15 protein-coding genes are annotated in these 16,509 nt (G+C 64.1%); 4 read left to right on the top strand and 11 right to left on the bottom strand.

Features of this window, described 5'->3' with window-relative positions; translation table 11 throughout:
- Window positions 1-41: 41 nt before the first annotated feature.
- Window positions 42-821, top strand: a complete 780-nt coding sequence (locus tag ACPFMA_RS22795) for a class I SAM-dependent methyltransferase (RefSeq protein ID WP_425928792.1) — start codon at window positions 42-44, stop codon at window positions 819-821.
- A 79-nt stretch (window positions 822-900) separates the two neighbouring features.
- Here the strand turns inward: ACPFMA_RS22795 and ACPFMA_RS22790 are convergent, their stop codons facing one another.
- From ACPFMA_RS22790 to ACPFMA_RS22775, 4 genes are all read right to left on the bottom strand, one after another.
- Window positions 901-1,536 carry a TetR/AcrR family transcriptional regulator gene (locus ACPFMA_RS22790; RefSeq protein WP_009403255.1) on the bottom strand — a complete coding sequence of 212 codons (636 nt, stop codon included), beginning with the start codon at window positions 1,534-1,536 and terminating at the stop codon, window positions 901-903.
- Between the two features lie 123 nt (window positions 1,537-1,659).
- Window positions 1,660-1,896, bottom strand: a complete 237-nt coding sequence (locus ACPFMA_RS22785; RefSeq protein ID WP_064303330.1) for a hypothetical protein — start codon at window positions 1,894-1,896, stop codon at window positions 1,660-1,662.
- Between the two features lie 204 nt (window positions 1,897-2,100).
- Window positions 2,101-2,385, bottom strand: a complete 285-nt coding sequence (locus tag ACPFMA_RS22780; protein ID WP_425928791.1) for a type II toxin-antitoxin system RelE family toxin — start codon at window positions 2,383-2,385, stop codon at window positions 2,101-2,103.
- A 10-nt stretch (window positions 2,386-2,395) separates the two neighbouring features.
- A complete protein-coding gene (locus ACPFMA_RS22775; protein WP_425930625.1) occupies window positions 2,396-2,629 on the bottom strand; it encodes a type II toxin-antitoxin system Phd/YefM family antitoxin in 234 nt (77 codons plus the stop codon).
- A 255-nt stretch (window positions 2,630-2,884) separates the two neighbouring features.
- Between ACPFMA_RS22775 and ACPFMA_RS22770 the strand changes: the two genes are divergently transcribed.
- Together ACPFMA_RS22770 and ACPFMA_RS22765 are read left to right on the top strand one after the other, a co-directional pair.
- A complete protein-coding gene (locus ACPFMA_RS22770; RefSeq protein ID WP_425928790.1) occupies window positions 2,885-3,985 on the top strand; it encodes an efflux RND transporter periplasmic adaptor subunit in 1,101 nt (366 codons plus the stop codon).
- Between the two features lie 6 nt (window positions 3,986-3,991).
- Complete coding sequence (locus tag ACPFMA_RS22765) at window positions 3,992-7,060, top strand: efflux RND transporter permease subunit (RefSeq protein ID WP_064303328.1); 3,069 nt, start codon at window positions 3,992-3,994, stop codon at window positions 7,058-7,060.
- A gap of 138 nt (window positions 7,061-7,198) precedes the next feature.
- On the opposite strand, the gene ACPFMA_RS22760 is transcribed toward ACPFMA_RS22765, so the two are convergent.
- The 3 genes from ACPFMA_RS22760 to plsB all read right to left on the bottom strand — a co-directional run bounded on the left by ACPFMA_RS22760 (window position 7,199) and on the right by plsB (window position 10,896).
- Window positions 7,199-7,888, bottom strand: a complete 690-nt coding sequence (locus ACPFMA_RS22760) for a DUF4197 domain-containing protein (RefSeq protein ID WP_420057897.1) — start codon at window positions 7,886-7,888, stop codon at window positions 7,199-7,201.
- 39 nt (window positions 7,889-7,927) lie between these two features.
- The gene (locus ACPFMA_RS22755) at window positions 7,928-8,326 is read right to left on the bottom strand and encodes a YbaY family lipoprotein (RefSeq protein ID WP_064303326.1); all 399 of its coding nucleotides are present in this window, start codon (window positions 8,324-8,326) and stop codon (window positions 7,928-7,930) included.
- Window positions 8,327-8,415: 89 nt separating this feature from the next.
- Window positions 8,416-10,896 (bottom strand): glycerol-3-phosphate 1-O-acyltransferase PlsB, encoded by a 2,481-nt coding sequence (plsB, locus tag ACPFMA_RS22750; RefSeq protein WP_064303325.1) that lies wholly within the window; start codon window positions 10,894-10,896, stop codon window positions 8,416-8,418.
- Between the two features lie 219 nt (window positions 10,897-11,115).
- On the opposite strand from plsB, the gene ACPFMA_RS22745 reads away from it, so the two are divergent.
- Complete coding sequence (locus ACPFMA_RS22745; RefSeq protein WP_009395290.1) at window positions 11,116-11,325, top strand: cold-shock protein; 210 nt, start codon at window positions 11,116-11,118, stop codon at window positions 11,323-11,325.
- Between the two features lie 54 nt (window positions 11,326-11,379).
- Here ACPFMA_RS22745 and ACPFMA_RS22740 read toward each other — a convergent pair whose 3' ends face one another.
- From ACPFMA_RS22740 to ACPFMA_RS22725, 4 genes are all read right to left on the bottom strand, one after another.
- The gene (locus tag ACPFMA_RS22740) at window positions 11,380-11,757 is read right to left on the bottom strand and encodes a hypothetical protein (RefSeq protein ID WP_009395289.1); all 378 of its coding nucleotides are present in this window, start codon (window positions 11,755-11,757) and stop codon (window positions 11,380-11,382) included.
- 19 nt (window positions 11,758-11,776) lie between these two features.
- Window positions 11,777-12,589: a putative RNA methyltransferase gene (locus ACPFMA_RS22735; protein WP_064303324.1), complete on the bottom strand. Its 813-nt coding sequence runs from the start codon at window positions 12,587-12,589 to the stop codon at window positions 11,777-11,779.
- Window positions 12,589-13,740 (bottom strand): succinyl-diaminopimelate desuccinylase, encoded by a 1,152-nt coding sequence (gene dapE / locus ACPFMA_RS22730; protein ID WP_425928789.1) that lies wholly within the window; start codon window positions 13,738-13,740, stop codon window positions 12,589-12,591. The genes ACPFMA_RS22735 and dapE overlap by 1 nt, the downstream gene beginning before the upstream one ends.
- Before the next feature lie 172 nt (window positions 13,741-13,912).
- Window positions 13,913-16,504 carry a glycosyltransferase gene (locus tag ACPFMA_RS22725; protein WP_064303322.1) on the bottom strand — a complete coding sequence of 864 codons (2,592 nt, stop codon included), beginning with the start codon at window positions 16,502-16,504 and terminating at the stop codon, window positions 13,913-13,915.
- Window positions 16,505-16,509 lie beyond the last annotated feature (5 nt).

Below are 16,509 nucleotides of genomic sequence, written 5' to 3'. Positions count from 1 at the left end.
CAGGCGCCGATCTTTAACTTTTTTTGGGCAGGAAGGTGAGCGTGGAGCAGCAGGTCGAAGGCGGGATCCGGGTCGAGGCACTGGACGCCGGGTATCAGGCGCAGGCCGAGCAATGGGCGGCGCGCCTGGGGCTGCCATTGGACGATGCCGAGGCGGCGTTCGCCGTGCAGGTGGGCGTGGACGGCCTGCAGATCCAGCAGCTCGGGCCGCAGTCACCGGGGCCGGTGCGGGTCGACTTTCTCGAGGGCGGTGCGGCCCATCGGCGCCTGTATGGCGGCGGTGCGGGGCAGATGATCGCCAAGGCGGTCGGTATCGCCCAGGGCGTGCGCCCCCATGTGCTGGACGCCACGGCCGGGCTTGGCAAGGACGCGTTCGTGCTCGCCACCCTCGGCTGCCGGATGCAACTGATCGAGCGCCAGCCGCTGGTGGCGGCACTGCTCGAGGATGGTCTGGCGCGGGCTGCCGGGGATGAAGAGGTCGGCCCGATCGTGGCACGCATGGAACTGCTGCATGGTAACTCCATCGAGCGCATGCGCAACTGGCAAGGCGAGCCGCCGCAGGTGATCTACCTCGACCCGATGTTCCCCCATCGCGACAAGAGCGCATTGGTGAAAAAGGAAATGCGCGTGTTCCGGCCGCTGGTAGGGGACGACCTGGACGCCCCGGCCCTGCTCGAAGCGGCGTTGGCCCTGGCGACCCACCGGGTAGTGGTCAAGCGCCCGCGCAAAGCGCCGATCATCGAGGGCGCCAAGCCGAGCCATAGCCTGGAGGGGAAATCCAGCCGCTATGACATCTATCCGAAGAAGGCGCTCAAGCCCTGATCTGACTCGATTTGGCAGACCCCACAAATCCCTGTGGGAGCTGGCAAGCCAGCTCCCACAGGGGGGTGCGGTGCCTGGGCTAGACGCGATAAGCCCGCAGAAACAGCTCCACCACCTCCCGCACATGGGCCTCGGCCTCTTCAGCCTCCAACGGCCCGGCACACCCGAGCAGCAGCCTGAAATTCGCCCCACCCTTGAGCAGGCAGAAAAAATGCTCTGCCGCCGAAGCCGGATTGGCAATTCGCAGCATGCCACGTTCGTCCGCCAGCCTCAGCAGTGCCTCGGTTTCGCGCAGCACCCGTGCCGGTCCCGCCTCGAAGAACATCTGCCCCAGCTTCGGATCCTGTGGCCCCTGGGTGATGATCAGGCGATGCAGCTTCACTGAATGATCGCTGTTGATCAGCACCTGGAACCCGCGGCCGATCTTCATCAGTACCTGCTCCAGCGGTACGCCTTCGGGCAGCTCGAAGATCAGCCCCGGCAACTGCGCCTGGCAGGTGGCGATGATGGCCTCGGCGAACAGGTTTTCCTTGTCATTGAAGTGGCTGTAGACCGTGAGTTTCGACACACCTGCCGCTGTCGCGACCGCATCCATGCTGGTGCTGGCATAACCATTGGCGAGGAACAGGTCCTTGGCGGCCTCGAGGATGGCCTGGCGCTTGGCCAGATCCTTGGGCCGTCCTGGGCCGCTGGATACGGTGGGATCTTGGGACATGGGTCACTTTTGCAGGGATTGAAGCGAGGAATAGTACAACGCGGGCGAGGCGGGGTCAGGTCAGGTTGTCGAAATGCTGCAATCGCGACGGCCGCGAGGCTGCCGAACCGTCGCGATTGGCGGTTACACCACCACCTCCAGCGTTGCCGCCGAGACCTTCAGCAAGGCACGGGTGATCTGCATCTGCAGGATGGCCGCGTTGATCCGCTCCTGTTGGTCAGTGCAGGCATGTGCGGCGATTTCGTGGGCGATGTTCATGGCGCTGTCGATGTGCTGCTGCGCCAGATGGATGGATTTTTCGTGAGAGATCCCGGCGCGGATGCAGAGGACGGGAGGTGGATCGGGGACGAGTTTTTTCATGGTGTGACTCCTATGATTCTCGGGATCACCACCTGCCTGCTGTCAAACAATAGGGTGGCAACTGTACGTGGGTTGACAGACCGAGTCATAGGCACCCCGGCGCGCAAGAATGCGCCCACACGCACAGCTGCCATAGCAACCTGGCTTTACGACCTCAGATGCCTGCCAAAGCGCAGTCTGGACTTCTGCCCGAGCGCGGCGGGATCAGATACGCCAAGTGGCGCTGTTATAGACCTCATCATCGCGGCGGGCCCCGACGCACAGGACCAGCACGATCTCGGTGCCATTGATCCTGTAGACGAACCTGACATCCCCGGTCCTGATCCGTCGATAACCGGCAAGCGCGCCGCGCAGCGGCTTGCCAATCTTGTCTGGCTCTCCCTCGGCAATGCGCTCGCGGATCACCACCAATACCCTCTGGGCCTCGACCTTTCCCAACTGCTTGAGATCCCGTTCCACTTCAGGGTGAAACCGTACACGCCACTTCATGGGTCGCTGCCTATTTGAAGCGAGCCTCCATGTCCTCGAGGCTCACCGTTTTCTCTTCGTCCAGGGTGGACAGGCGATCGATGGCGAGCCGTTCGGCGCGAAGGTCTTCGAGTTCATCCTGCAGCGCTTGATAGGACTTCACTCCAATCAATACGGCGGCAGGCTCGTTGTCCTTGAAGATCACCAGATGAGAGTGCTTCCCGCTGGTAACTTCCTTCAATTTCGCGCTGAAGCTTCGAACCATCGCGGTAGCAGACACCGCCTGCTCAGCCCGGTCAAGAAGTGCACTCATGGCATTTGCCTCAATATGTTTACAGAGGGTGGTCGCACTGAATGCACGACGCATGGAGTGGAGTATATGCAATGTAATACGTAAAACAATGCGCATTTGTTGATCTGTTCAAGGCGAAAAATCCACCTTCCCCACTGTAATCCACTGATTTAATATACCCGCCAGTATAAATATTCGAAGCACCCCCTTCGCGAAAGGTCATCACTCATGTTGCGTCATGCCTTGCCCCTCGCTCTGCCTGCCATCCTGGCCGCGCTGCTGTCCGCTTGCGGGCAGGAAGCCGCGGCACCCACCGTTATCCGTCCCGCCATGGTGGTGCAGCCGCAGCCGGCTTCGGCCGCGGTGGACAGCTACCCCGGCGAGGTGCGCGCGCGCTTCGAGCCGGAGCTGGCGTTCCGGATCGGCGGCAAGGTGAGCAAGCGCCTGGTGGAGGAGGGGCAGCGGGTCAAGGCGGATCAGCCGCTGGCCGAACTGGATCCGCAGGATGTGCGCCTGCAACTGGAAGCGACCCGCGCCCAGGTCGCCGCGGCCGAGGCCAACCTGAACCTGGTGCAGGCCGAGCGCGATCGCTACAAGAGGCTGCTGGAGCGGCAGATGGTCAGCCAGTCGCAGTACGACAACGCGGAAAACCTCTATCGCGCCGGCCTTGCCCGGGTGAAGCAGGTGCGCGCCGAGTTCGATGTGGCCGGCAACCAGGCCGGCTATTCGGTGCTGCGCGCGTCCCAGGACGGGGTCGTGTCCAAGCGCCAGGTGGAAGTCGGTCAGGTGGTGGCCGCCGGGCAGACCGTGTTCACCCTCGCCGCCGATGGCGAGCGCGAAGTGCTGATCAGCCTGCCGGAGCAGAACTTCGGCCGTTTCAGCGTGGGCCAGCCGGTGACCGTGGAGCTCTGGTCGCAACCTGGGCAGCGCTTCGACGGCCGTATCCGCGAGCTGTCGCCGGCCGCCGATCCGCGTTCGCGTACCTTCGCCGCGCGCATCGCCTTCAATACCGGCAAGGTTCCCGCCGAGCTGGGCCAGAGCGCCCGGGTGTTCATCCAGCATGCCGAGCAGATTCCGCTGGCGGTGCCGTTGTCGGCGCTGAGCGCGGAGAATGGCCAGACCTACGTCTGGCGTGTCGATACCAACAGTACCTTGCAGCGCGTGCCGGTGCGGGTCGGCGCCTACGGCCAGGACAGCGTTCCGGTGCTCGAAGGCCTCAGCGCCAGCGACTGGGTAGTGGCTGCCGGTGGCCATGTGCTGCATGAGGGCGAGCGGATACGACCGGTGGACCGGTCCAATCGTACGGTGAATCTGGCGGCCAAGGAGTAAGTCCCGATGGGTTTCAACCTTTCCGCCTGGGCCCTGCGCAATCGGCAGATCGTACTGTTCCTGATGATTCTTCTCGCCCTTGTCGGGGCGCTGTCCTATACCAAGCTCGGACAGAGCGAGGACCCCCCCTTCACGTTCAAGGCGATGGTCATCCGCACCCTGTGGCCCGGTGCCAGCGCCGAGGAAGTCTCGCGCCAGGTCACCGAACGCATCGAAAAGAAGCTGATGGAAACCGGCGAGTACGAAAAGATCGTGTCGTTCTCGCGGCCCGGCGAATCCCAGGTGACCTTCATGGCGCGGGATTCCATGCATTCGGCGGATATTCCCGAGCTCTGGTACCAGATCCGCAAGAAGGTCGCGGATATCCGCCACACCTTGCCTCCAGGCATCCAGGGCCCGTTCTTCAACGACGAGTTCGGCACCACCTTCGGCAATATCTACGCGCTGACCGGCCAGGGATTCGACTACGCCGTGCTCAAGGATTACGCCGACCGCGTGCAGATCCAGCTGCAACGGGTCAAGGACGTGGGCAAGGTCGAGTTGCTCGGCCTGCAGGACGAGAAAATCTGGATCGAGCTGTCCAACACCAAGCTGTCCACCCTTGGCCTGCCGCTGGCTGCGGTGCAGCAAGCGCTGGAAGAGCAGAACGCGGTGAGCACCGCCGGCTTCTTCGAGACCCCGAGCGAGCGCCTGCAATTGCGGGTGACCGGGCGTTTCGACAGCGTCGAGCAGATCGAGCAGTTCCCGATCCGCGTGGGTGAGCGCACCTTCCGCATCGGCGATGTGGCCCAGGTCCATCGCGGCTTCAACGATCCGCCTGCGCCGCGCATGCGCTTCATGGGCGAGGATGCCATCGGCCTGGCGGTTTCGATGAAGCCCGGCGGCGACATCCTCGTGCTGGGCAAGGCCCTGGAGGCGGAATTCGCCCGGATTTCCACCAACCTCCCGGCCGGCATGGAGTTGCGCAAGGTGTCCGATCAGCCGGCGGCGGTGAAGACCGGCGTGGGCGAGTTCGTCCAGGTGCTGGTGGAGGCGCTGGCGATCGTCCTGCTGGTGAGCTTCTTCTCCCTTGGCATGCGTACCGGGCTGGTGGTGGCCCTGGCCATTCCGCTGGTGCTGGCGATGACCTTCGCCACCATGTATTACCTGGGCATCGGCCTGCACAAGATATCCCTCGGCGCCCTGGTGCTGGCCCTCGGCCTGCTGGTGGACGACGCGATCATCGCCGTGGAGATGATGGCGATCAAGATGGAGCAGGGCTTCGACCGGCTCAAGGCGGCCAGCTACGCCTGGACCAGCACGGCGTTCCCGATGCTCACCGGTACCCTGATCACGGCGGCGGGTTTTCTGCCTATCGCGACGGCGCAGTCCGGCACGGGCGAATACACCCGCTCGATCTTCCAGGTGGTGACCATCGCCTTGCTGGCCTCGTGGATCGCGGCGGTCGTGTTCGTGCCCTACCTGGGCGAGCGCCTGCTGCCGGACCTGGCCAGGCTGCATGCGAAGAAACATGGCACCACCAACGGCGAGACCGACCCTTACGGCACGCCGTTCTACCAGCGTGTGCGCCGGGTGGTGAGCTGGTGCGTGAGCAGGCGCAAGACGGTGATCGTGCTGACCATTGCCTTGTTCGTCGGTAGCGTGATGAGCTTCCGTTTCGTCGAGCAGCAGTTCTTCCCGGCCTCCGGGCGCCTGGAGCTGATGGTCGATCTGAAGCTGGCCGAGGGGGCTTCCCTGAGCAATACCGCCGAGCAGGTCAAGCGCCTGGAGGCCATGCTCAAGAAGCGCGAAGGCATCGATAGCTACGTGGCCTATGTCGGCACCGGTTCGCCGCGCTTCTACCTGCCGCTGGACCAGCAATTGCCGGCTGCCAGCTTCGCCCAGTTCGTAGTGCTGGCGAAAACCATCGAGGACCGCGAGGCCCTGCGCACCTGGCTGATCGAAACCCTCAACGAACAGTTCCCCGACCTGCGTTCGCGGGTCACCCGCCTGGAAAACGGCCCGCCGGTGGGCTACCCGGTGCAGTTCCGGGTGACCGGCGAGCATATCGAGGAAGTCCGCGCCCTGGCCCGCAAGGTGGCGGCCAGGGTGCGCGAGAACCCGCACGTGGCCAACGTCCATCTGGACTGGGAAGAGCCGAGCAAGGTGGTCTACCTGAATATCGACCAGGACCGCGCCCGGGCCCTGGGCGTCAGTACCGCCGCGCTGTCGCGCTTCCTGCAGAGCTCCCTGACCGGCAGCAGCGTCAGCCAGTACCGCGAGGACAACGAGCTGATCGAGATCCTCCTGCGCGGGACCCAGGAAGAGCGTACCCAACTGGAGCATCTGTCGAGCCTGTCGGTACCCACCGACAATGGCCGCAGCATCGCCTTGTCCCAGGTGGCGACCCTGGAGTACGGCTTCGAGGAGGGCATCATCTGGCACCGCAACCGTCTGCCGACAGTGACCGTGCGCGCCGATATCTACGGCAAGGACCAGCCGGCGACCCTGGTCAAGCAGATCCTGCCGACACTGGAGCCGGTGCGGGCCGAATTGCCCGACGGTTACCTGCTGGAGGTCGGCGGCACGGTGGAGGATTCGACCCGCGGGCAGAACTCGGTGAACGCCGGGGTGCCGCTGTTCGTCGTGGTGGTGCTGACCCTGCTGATGCTGCAACTGCGCAGCTTCTCGCGCACCGCCATGGTCTTCCTCACCGCGCCGCTGGGGCTGATCGGCGTGGTGCTGTTCCTGATGGTGTTCCGCCAGCCGTTCGGCTTCGTGGCGATGCTCGGGACCATCGCCCTGTCGGGGATGATCATGCGCAACTCGGTGATCCTCGTGGACCAGATCGAGCAGGACATCGCGGCGGGGCTGGGACGCTGGCAAGCGATCATCGAAGCCACGGTGCGGCGTTTCCGGCCCATCGTGCTGACCGCGCTGGCGGCAGTGCTGGCGATGATCCCGCTGTCGCGCAGCGTGTTCTTCGGGCCGATGGCGGTGGCCATCATGGGCGGGCTGATCGTGGCGACGGCCTTGACCCTGCTGTTCCTGCCGGCGTTGTATGCGGCGTGGTTCAGGGTCAAGAGAGAGGAGTGAGGTATCTGACCGGCACTGGCATTTTCTGTGTCAGTGCCGGCCTCATCGCTGGCAACGCCAGCTCCCACAGAGGCCGTGTGCACCGCTAATCCTGTGGGAGCCGGCGTTGCCGGCGATGGCCTGCAAAGCAGGCCCGGATCACAGAGCCCCGAAGACCTTCTTCGCCAGGCTGGTTGCCGCTGCCGCCGGGTTCTCGCGGATGCTGGCTTCCTGTTTGCCGATCATCTCGAACAGGCCGTTGAGTGCCTGCTCGGTGACATAACCTTCCAGGTTCGCGCTCTTGGCGTCCACCACGCCAAAGGCTGCGGCCTGGCCGGCGAACTGGTTGTACTTCTGCGCCACGCCGACCTTGTCGGTCGCGCTTTTCACGATCGGCAGGAATTTCTCGCGGATCTGCTCGCGGCTGGTCTTGCTCAGGTATTGGGTGGCGGCATTGTCACCACCGCCGAGAATGGCTTTGGCATCGTCCACGGTCATCTTCTTCACGGCATCCAGCAACAGTGCCTGGGCCTGCGGAACCGCTGCTTCGGCGGCCTTGTTCATGCTGGTTTCCAGCTCGTCGACCTGCGCGCCCATGCCGAACTGCTTGAGCTTTTTCGCTGCCTTGCCGAGGTTGCCCGGCAACTCGATGCGCACGTCCGGGTTGTTGCTGAAACCGCCCGGCTTACCCAGTTGCTTGACGGCAATCTGCGCGCCCTGGCTCAGGGCGTCCTTGAGGCCCCCGGAGGCGTCTTTCTGCGACAGGTCGTTCAAGGAGAGGGCCATGGCGCTGGCGGACAGCAACAGGCCGGCGCACAGGCCGGTAAAGGTGAGGGTACGGCGAATCATGACGACATCCTTATTGGAGAAAGCGGGGAATACGGAATATCAGCGGACCGCATCGACCTTGATCCGCAGCGGCTGCGGATCACTGCCGTCGAGCTTGACGCTGTGCTGCTCGGTGTTGATGAACAGCAGCTTGCCGTCCAGCTCGATACGCGCACTGACCGCGTAGCGATGGCCGGGCTTGAGCTGGGCCTTGTCGTAGGACAGTTGGAAGGGCAGTGGCACCTGGCCCTTGACCGGGCCGTTCTGGCTGGCGAGGGTGACCGCCGGGGCGTCGGCCAGGGAAACGTCCTGCAAGGCTACATTAAGGGTGGCCGTCGGTGGCAGGGCAATGCGTTGCAGGTAGAACACTTCGCCATGCAGCGAAGCCTTTTCGACAGGGGCGTGGCTGGAGCAGGCCGCGACCAGCGAGGCGCAGCACAGCAGAAAGAGTTTTTTCATGGGGTCTCCGATCCTGGATACCGGCTTGCGGCCGGCACCCAGGACTTTAGCGGATTTTTCGGTAGTCGACTTCCCGCGATGCCATGGGATTATTCGCCGCTGCTGGCTTCATCGCGGTGCAGGGCCACCTGGCGGATCGACAGGCGCACCTCAGCCGACAGCACGCGCTTGGCCGCGCCTTCGGCCAGTTCGCCGAGCTTGTCGTGGAAGCCCAGCTTGCCGGCTTCGTCCGGGCGCAGCACGCCCTGCTCGACCAGGGTCTGGATAAAGTGGCGGAACAGGCTCTTGTCGAAGAACTCCGGGGCGTTCAGGCCGTGCAGGATCGACAGGCGCTGGGCCATGACCACGCACAGGTCCTCCAGCTCCTCGGCGCTGAGGCTGTGCTGGCCGCTGTTGAGCAGCAGCGCGGTGGCCATGTAGAAGCGCTGCAGGGTCTGGGTGATGGCCCGTGCCAGCAGCGTCAGCAGGACGAATTGTCGCGAGCTCGGTGGCGGACGCAGGTAAACGTCGTTCTCCTTGCGCAGCAGGCCCTGCTCGATGAAGGCTGCCAGCCACTGGTCGACCACGTCGTCCAGTTCATCCAGCTCCCAACGGATGAACAGTTCCGATTGCAGATACGGATACAGCGCGCGAACGTATTGCAGGATCAGCTCGCGGCTCATCCGCGAGCTGATCTGGAAGAAGCTCGCCAGCAGCGCCGGCAGGGCGAAGATGTGCAGGACATTGTTGCGGTAGTAGGTCATCAGGACGGCGTTCTGCTCGTCCAGGTAGAGGATCCTGCCCAGGGCGTCGCGCTGTTCGGCCAGCAGGTCCATGCCGCGGACATGGCCGATCAGCGCCAGGCCGTCGCCTTCCGGCAGGGTGGTGTGGGGCGAATAGGGCACCTGGCGCAGCAACGCCAGGTAAAGATCGAGCACCCGGGTCAGGGCCCGTTCGTCCAGGGCCAGGCGGCTGGTAGAGAGCAGGGCCAGGGCCACCAGGTTGACCGGGTTGATCGCCGCCGCTTCGTTCAGGTGACGGGCCACTTTCTCGCCCAGGCGCGAGGTGGTTTCGTTCAGCCAGGCCGGACGGAATTGCGGCGCCAGTTGCTGTTCGCGCCAACCGGGCTGCTGCTGGTCGAGGAACTGGTTGAGGCGGATCGGTTCGCCGAAGTTCACCGAGACCTGGCCGAACCGCTGCTTGAGCGCGCCAAGTACCTTGAAGATGTCGAAGATCGATTCCTTCTTCTTGCTCGCCCCGCGCAGTTCGCCAAGGTAGGTGCGGCCTTCCAGCACCCGCTCGTAGCCGATGTACACCGGTACGAAGACGATCGGCGTGCGCGACGAACGCAGGAAGCTGCGCAGGGTAATGGCCAGCATGCCGGTCTTGGGTTGCAGCATGCGTCCTGTGCGGGAACGGCCACCCTCGACGAAGTACTCCACCGGGAAGCCCTTGGTGAACAGGGTGTGCAGGTACTCGTTGAACACGGCGGTGTACAACGGGTTGCCCTTGAAGGTGCGACGCATGAAGAAGGCCCCGCCGCGGCGCAGCAGGCCGCCGATCACCGGCATGTTCAGGTTGATCCCGGCAGCGATGTGCGGCGGGGTCAGGCCGTTGCGGAACAGCAGGTAGGACAGCAGCAGGTAGTCGATATGGCTGCGGTGGCACGGCACGTAGATCACCTCGTGACCCGGGGCGATGCCCTGCACCTGCTCGATATGGTTGACCTTGATACCGTCGTAGATCTTGTTCCAGAACCAGCTCAGCACCACCTCGAGGAAGCGGATTGCGGTGTAGGTGTAATCCGAGGCGATTTCGTTGCCGTACTTCAGCGCCGTGGCTTCGGCCCTGGCCACCGGGATCTTCTCGCGCTCGGCTTCGTCGAGGATCGCCTGGCGCACCAGCGGGTCATGGATCAGGCCCTTGACCAGGTTGCGCCGGTGGGAGATGTCCGGGCCGATCACGGCCGTCTTCAGGTTGCGGAAGTGCACCCGCAGCAGGCGCTGGGCCATGCGTACGGTGCGTTCGTGGCCCTTGTTGTGATCGACCAGCTCGCGCAGGTGGATCGGCGCGGAGAACTGCACGCGGGTCTTGCGCCCGAGGATCAGCACGGTCAGCAGCCGGCGCAGGCGTCCGGTGACGGCCCAGCTATCGGCGAACAGCAGTTTCCACGGGCTCGATTCGCTGGCCGGGGTCTGGCCCCAGAACACGCTGACCGGAATGATCTGCGCATCCTGCTCGGGCTGCTGGCTGACCGCACTGACCAGCCGGCCGAGGGTCGGCGGGGCACCGCGCTTGTACTGGCGGCCGAGCCAGTCCGGCTCCGGGGTCAGGTAGAAGAACGCGGCGGGCTCCATCAGGCTGCCGACGGCCACGGGCAATACCGGGCGCGGCAGCCCTGCTTTGGTGCATTCCTTGTCCAGTACGGCCAGGTCGGTCAGCGACGGCGACTGGATGGCATAGAACACCGGACGGCTACGGTCCAGGTTGAGGGTGAAAGCGGACTGGTTGATGGTCTCGGAGCGAACCCACAGGTACAACAGTCGGCGCAGTGCGCCGAAGATCAGGCGGCGCAGGGGGGAATGGATCATGTGGAGTGTGCTCTGGAAAATGGAACGGTCGTGCAGACAGGCGGGCAAGTGTGACGTATCCGCGCAAGTTGAGCAAAAACCGCCCTGGTCATGAAAAATAATTTATCGCTGTCTTATACTCGGTCCGCTGTTTGCAGGAATATTCGGCAAGCGGCGTAGGCAGGGGTTCCCACCCCCGTCGACAAGGCGAGTCCAAAATAAAAATCCGGAGTGTTACTGATGTCGTCTCGTGAGACTGGAAGTGTGAAGTGGTTCAATGACGCCAAGGGCTATGGCTTCATTCAACGTGAAGGCGGGGCGGACGTTTTCGTTCACTACCGTGCGATTCGGGGTGAAGGGCATCGCACGCTGCTCGAAGGGCAGCAGGTCGAGTACAGCCTGACCCAAGGCCAGAAAGGCCTTCAGGCCGAGGATGTGGTCGGACTGTAAGGTTTCAGCCACAAGCTGCAAGCTGACCGCGCCAGGCTTGCAGCTTGCAGTCCCTCAACTGGTGCGCCAGGTGATTTCCTCTTCTCCATCGGCACTGATGCGGATCCAGCGATCGGCGTCGTCCTCGCCTTCTTCCTCGACCCAGCTTCCAGGTGCGCAGCGTACTTCGACGTTCAATGCGGCGAAGGCAGCGCGAGCACAGGCTATGTCGTCTTCCCACGGTGTGTTGTCACTTTCCAGGTAAAGACTGTTCCATTTTCCTACGGCCTTGGGCAGCCAGGTAACAGGAATGTCACCGGCAGTGCATTTGAAGGTCTGGCCTTTTTGCTTCCATTCGCTGCACGGACCAACGGCCTCGGTCAGCCAGGCAGTGATCTGCTTGTGGTCGACGTCGGCGTCCTTCAGGTAGATCTCGATATCGGGTTGGCGCATGGGATTCTCCGGAAAGGGGTCAGTCCTGCAGGACAAAATAGTCGTAACGCATCGACACCGTGACGTCGAACGGCTCCGCCTGGTCGATGACCGCCGCGCGCCGCTCGGCGCTGGCGCGCCAGCCGTGGGGCGTCATTGCCAGCAGGTTGGCGCGGTCGGCGGGATTGGCCAGGCTCAGGCGGAATTCGAGGGTTTCGCTGTGGGCATGGGCCATATTCGTCGGGACCAGGGCCAGGTGCTTGTCGTCGGCATATTCGCGAACTTCGTCGTAAAGCTTCTGGCGCAGTTCCATCAGATGGCCGCTGGTCGGGCCGACCCGCATCAGCCCGCCACCGGGACCGAGCAGGCGGCGTGCCTCCTGCCAGTCCAGCGGGCTGAAGACGCTGGCGATGAACTGGCAACTGGCGTCGGCCAGCGGAACCCGTGCCATGCTCGCTACCAGCCAGGTCACGCGCGGGCTGCGTTTGCAGGCTCGCTTGACGGCCTCGCGGGAAATGTCCAGCGCGTAGCCTTCCGAGGTCGGCAGGGCTTCGGCGAGCTGCGCGGTGTAGTAACCCTCGCCGCAACCGATGTCCACCCAGCGCCCCGGATTGCGCTCGGCTGCCAGCTCGGCCAGGCGCCTGGCTACCGGCGCGTAATGGCCTGCGTCGAGAAAATCGCGCCTGGCCTGGACCATGGCCTGGTTGTCACCGGGATCGCGGCTGTTCTTGTGCTGCACCGGCAGCAGGTTCAGGTAGCCCTGGCGGGCCCGGTCGAAACGGTGGCCGGCAGGGCAGCCGACACCGTTGTCGAGGTCGCGCAATGGCTCGCGGCAGAGGGGACAGGTCAGCATCAGGCGAGCAACCGGACCAGGGTCTGGTAGTAGATCTCGGTCAGTACGTCGAGATCACTGGCGAGGATGCGCTCGTTGACCTGGTGGATGGTGGCGTTGACCGGACCCAGCTCGACCACCTGGGTTCCCAGGGTGGCGATGAAGCGTCCGTCCGAGGTTCCGCCGCTGGTGGAGGCCTCGGTTTCGCGCCCGGTGACCGCCTTGATGCTGGCCGACACGGCGTCGAGCAGGTCGCCCGGCTCGGTGAGGAACGGCAGGCCGGACAGCGCCCATTCCACGTCCCAGTCCAGCTGGTGCTTGTCGAGGATCGCCGAGACGCGCTGCTGCAGCCCTTCGACGGTCGATTCCGTGGAGAAGCGGAAGTTGAACAGCGCGGTCAGTTCGCCCGGGACCACGTTGGTGGCGCCGGTTCCGGAGTTCAGGTTGGAGATCTGGAAGCTGGTCGGCGGGAAGAACGCGTTGCCTTCGTCCCAATGCTCGGCGGCGAGTTCCGCCAGGGCCGGGGCGGCCAGGTGGATCGGGTTGCGGGCCAGGTGCGGATAGGCCACATGGCCTTGCTTGCCGCGCACGGTGAGCTTGGCGCCAAGGGAGCCGCGACGGCCGTTCTTGACCACGTCGCCGACCAGGGTGGTGCTCGACGGTTCGCCGACGATGCACCAGTCCAGGCGCTCGCCACGCTCGCGCAGGCGCTCGACCACGGCCTTGGTGCCATGATGGGCCGGGCCTTCTTCATCGCTGGTGATCAGGTAGGCAACCTTGCCGCGGTGGTTCGGGTAGTCGGCGATGAAGCGCTCGGTGGCGACGATCATCGCGGCCAGGCTGCCCTTCATGTCGGCGGCGCCGCGCCCGCACAGCATGCCGTCGGCATCGATCAGCGCCTCGAACGGATCGTTCTGCCAGGCCTGCACCGGACCGGTGGGGACCACGTCGGTATGGCCGGCGAAGCACAGCACCGGGCCCTCCTGGGTACCGTGGGTGGCCCAGAAGTTGTCCACGTCCTCGATGCGCATCGGCTCGAGGGTGAAACCCGCGTCGCCCAGGCGCTGCATCATCTGTTTCTGGCAATCGAAGTCGAGCGGGGTCACCGAGGGCCGGCGGATCAGGTCGCAGGCCAGTTCGAGGGTAGGCGAGAGTTCGGCGGGGGCCGTCATGAAGGACTCCGGGTGCAAGGCAGGGGTACGATTTTGGGGCGTTATCTTATAGCAAAAGCGCGCTGGCAGGAGCACCGCTGACCCTGTGGGAGCGGGTTTACCCGCGATTGCGTCGGTGAATTCAACACCGTAATCGCGGGTGAACCCGCTCCCACAGGGGGAAGGGGGTGAATCAGGAGGCTTGTGCAGGCTCCACGGCCTCGGCCGGCTTGGGCAGTGATGACAGCATTGCCATCACCAGCGCCGCGACATACGGCAGCGACTGCACCAGCAGCATCGCCACCCAGAAGCGCATGTCATTGCTCGGCAGGCCCTGGACCAGGTAGATCCCGGCGGCCGCGCCCCATAGCAAGAGCATGATGAACAGCTCTTCGCGCGCCTCGGAGAGGGCCACCAGCAAACCATGGCTGTCGGCATTCTTCGGCGTGCGGAAGAACGGAATGCTGCTGGTGAAGAACCCGTACAGCACCGCCTTGGCGATGGTGTGGGACAACGCCAGCCCGGCCAGCGCTGCGGCGAAGGCGTCCTTGAGGTTGACCCCGACCGCACGGCGGTAGAGGAACACGATCTTGCCCACCTTGAACACGAACAGTGCCAGCGGCGGAATGGCGAAGATCAGCAGCGGCGGATCGACCCGTTGCGGGACGATGATCATCGCCGCCGACCAGAGCAGCGCGCCGATGGTGAAGAAGATATTCATGCCGTCGGCGATCCAGGGCAGCCAGCCGGCCAGGAAGTGGTAGCGCTGGCCGCGGGTCAGCTCGGTGTCCTTGCCGCGCAGCAACGCGGCGGCGTGGCGCTTGATGATCTGGATGGCGCCATAGGCCCAGCGGAACCGCTGTTTCTTGAAGTCGATGAAGGTGTCCGGCATCAGTCCCTTGCCATAGCTGTTGTGGGCATAGGCGGCCGAATAACCTTTTTCGAACACGCGCAGGCCCAGCTCGGCGTCCTCGCAGATGCACCAGTCGGCCCAGCCCAGTTCTTCCAGGACCGAGCGGCGGGTCATGGTCATGGTGCCGTGCTGGATGATCGCGTCGCGGTCGTTGCGGGTGACCATGCCGATATGGAAGAAGCCCTTGTATTCCGAATAGCAGAGCTTCTTGAAGGTACTTTCGTTCTGGTCGCGATAGTCCTGCGGCGATTGCACCACGGCGATCTTCGGATCGGCGAAGTGCGGGACCATGTGCTTGAGCCAGTTGCGGTCGACGCAGTAGTCCGAGTCGATTACCGCGATCACCTCGGCGTCCGGCGCGGTATGCGGGATCAGGTAATTCAGCGCACCGCCCTTGAAACCGGCCAGCGGCGAGACGTGGAAGAACTTGAAGCGTTCGCCGAGCAGCTCGCAGTGGGCCTTGATCGGCTCCCAGACGGCCGGATCCTTGGTGTTGTTGTCGATGATCAGGACTTCGTAGTCCGGATAATCCAGCGCGGCCAGGGCATTCAGCGTCTGCTTGACCATCTCCGGCGGCTCGTTGTAGCACGGCACATGCACCGAGACCTTCGGCCTGTAGGCTTCGTCGGCATGCACCGGGAGGAATTCGCGGCGGCGCTTGTGGGTCCAGACCGCCTCGGCCAGTTCGTGGGCTTCGGTCAGCAGGACGATGAAGACCCCCAGCGCTCCTAGGGCGAGGAGGAAGCCTACGGTCAGGCTGAACCAGGTGCTGTATTGCTGGCTGTAGTCATAGCCGATCCACACCAGCACCGATCCACATAGGAACGCGATGAAGGTCAGGAAGGTGCGGCCGCGCTGGCGCAGGGCCGAGCCGTCGATCAGCAGCAGGGTCAGGGAGAGCAGGGCAAGGACCACCGAGCCCACCGCCAGCACCCGCCATTGCGGGATCGCCACCACCGGCCCTTCGAAGTTGAATTTCTGCTGGCGGGCGGCGTTGAACACGCCCCAGTAGGCGCCCACCGAGCCTTCGTCACTGGCTTTCCACGGCTGGTCGTAGGCTTCGATGACGAAGTAGTTGTAGCCCTGGCGGTTGAGCTTGTTGACCAGGGTACGCAGGTAGATGGCCTGGTCTGCCTGGGTCGCGTCGGCGCCGCCGCGCATGCGCCCGTTGCTCGGCCAGCCGACCTCGGACAGCAGCAGCGGCTTGCGCGGGAACAGATGTTTCAGGTCGCGGGCGCGGTCGAGGACGAACTGCCCGGCGTCCTTCATCGGGATGAATTCCCAGTACGGCAGGATGTGCGCGGCGATCAGGTCCACGTGCTTGGCCAGCTCCGGGTGCTCCTTCCAGATGTGCCACTGCTCGGAGGTGGTCACCGGCACCTTCACCGCAGCGCGCACCCGGTCCAGGTACTTGATCAGTTCCTCGGGCGTGATCTCCTCGCGGAACAGCGCTTCGTTGCCCACCATCACCCGCACCACGCTGCGGGTGGTATTGGCCAGTTCGATGGCCTTCTGGATTTCCCGCTCGTTGCGCTCCTGGTCGGGGCTGATCCACACGCCCAGCGTCACCCGCAGGCCGAATTCCTCGGCCAGGCGCGGAATCTCCGCCTGGGTGCCTTCGACGGTGTAGATCCGGATGCTGTCGGTCAGCTTGCTCATTTGCTCGAGGTCTTCGCGCATCTCCGCCTCGGTGGGGTATTGGCCCTTTTGCGGGCTTTCACCAAGACGGAACGGCGAATAGGAGAAACCGGAGATCTGTTCCGGCCAGTTCGGCGCGGATACCGGGCGGTTGATCAACGCCCAGAACCCGGTGAATAGCGCGGCGATCGCCATGACGATCACCAGGTTGATACCAAATTTACGCGATGACATAAGTA

Source organism: Pseudomonas sp. NyZ201 (assembly GCF_049860765.1).
Lineage (GTDB): Bacteria > Pseudomonadota > Gammaproteobacteria > Pseudomonadales > Pseudomonadaceae > Aquipseudomonas > Aquipseudomonas bharatica.
Note: the sequence above shows the minus strand (reverse complement) of the source record. Positions and strands in the feature narration are given on the sequence as shown.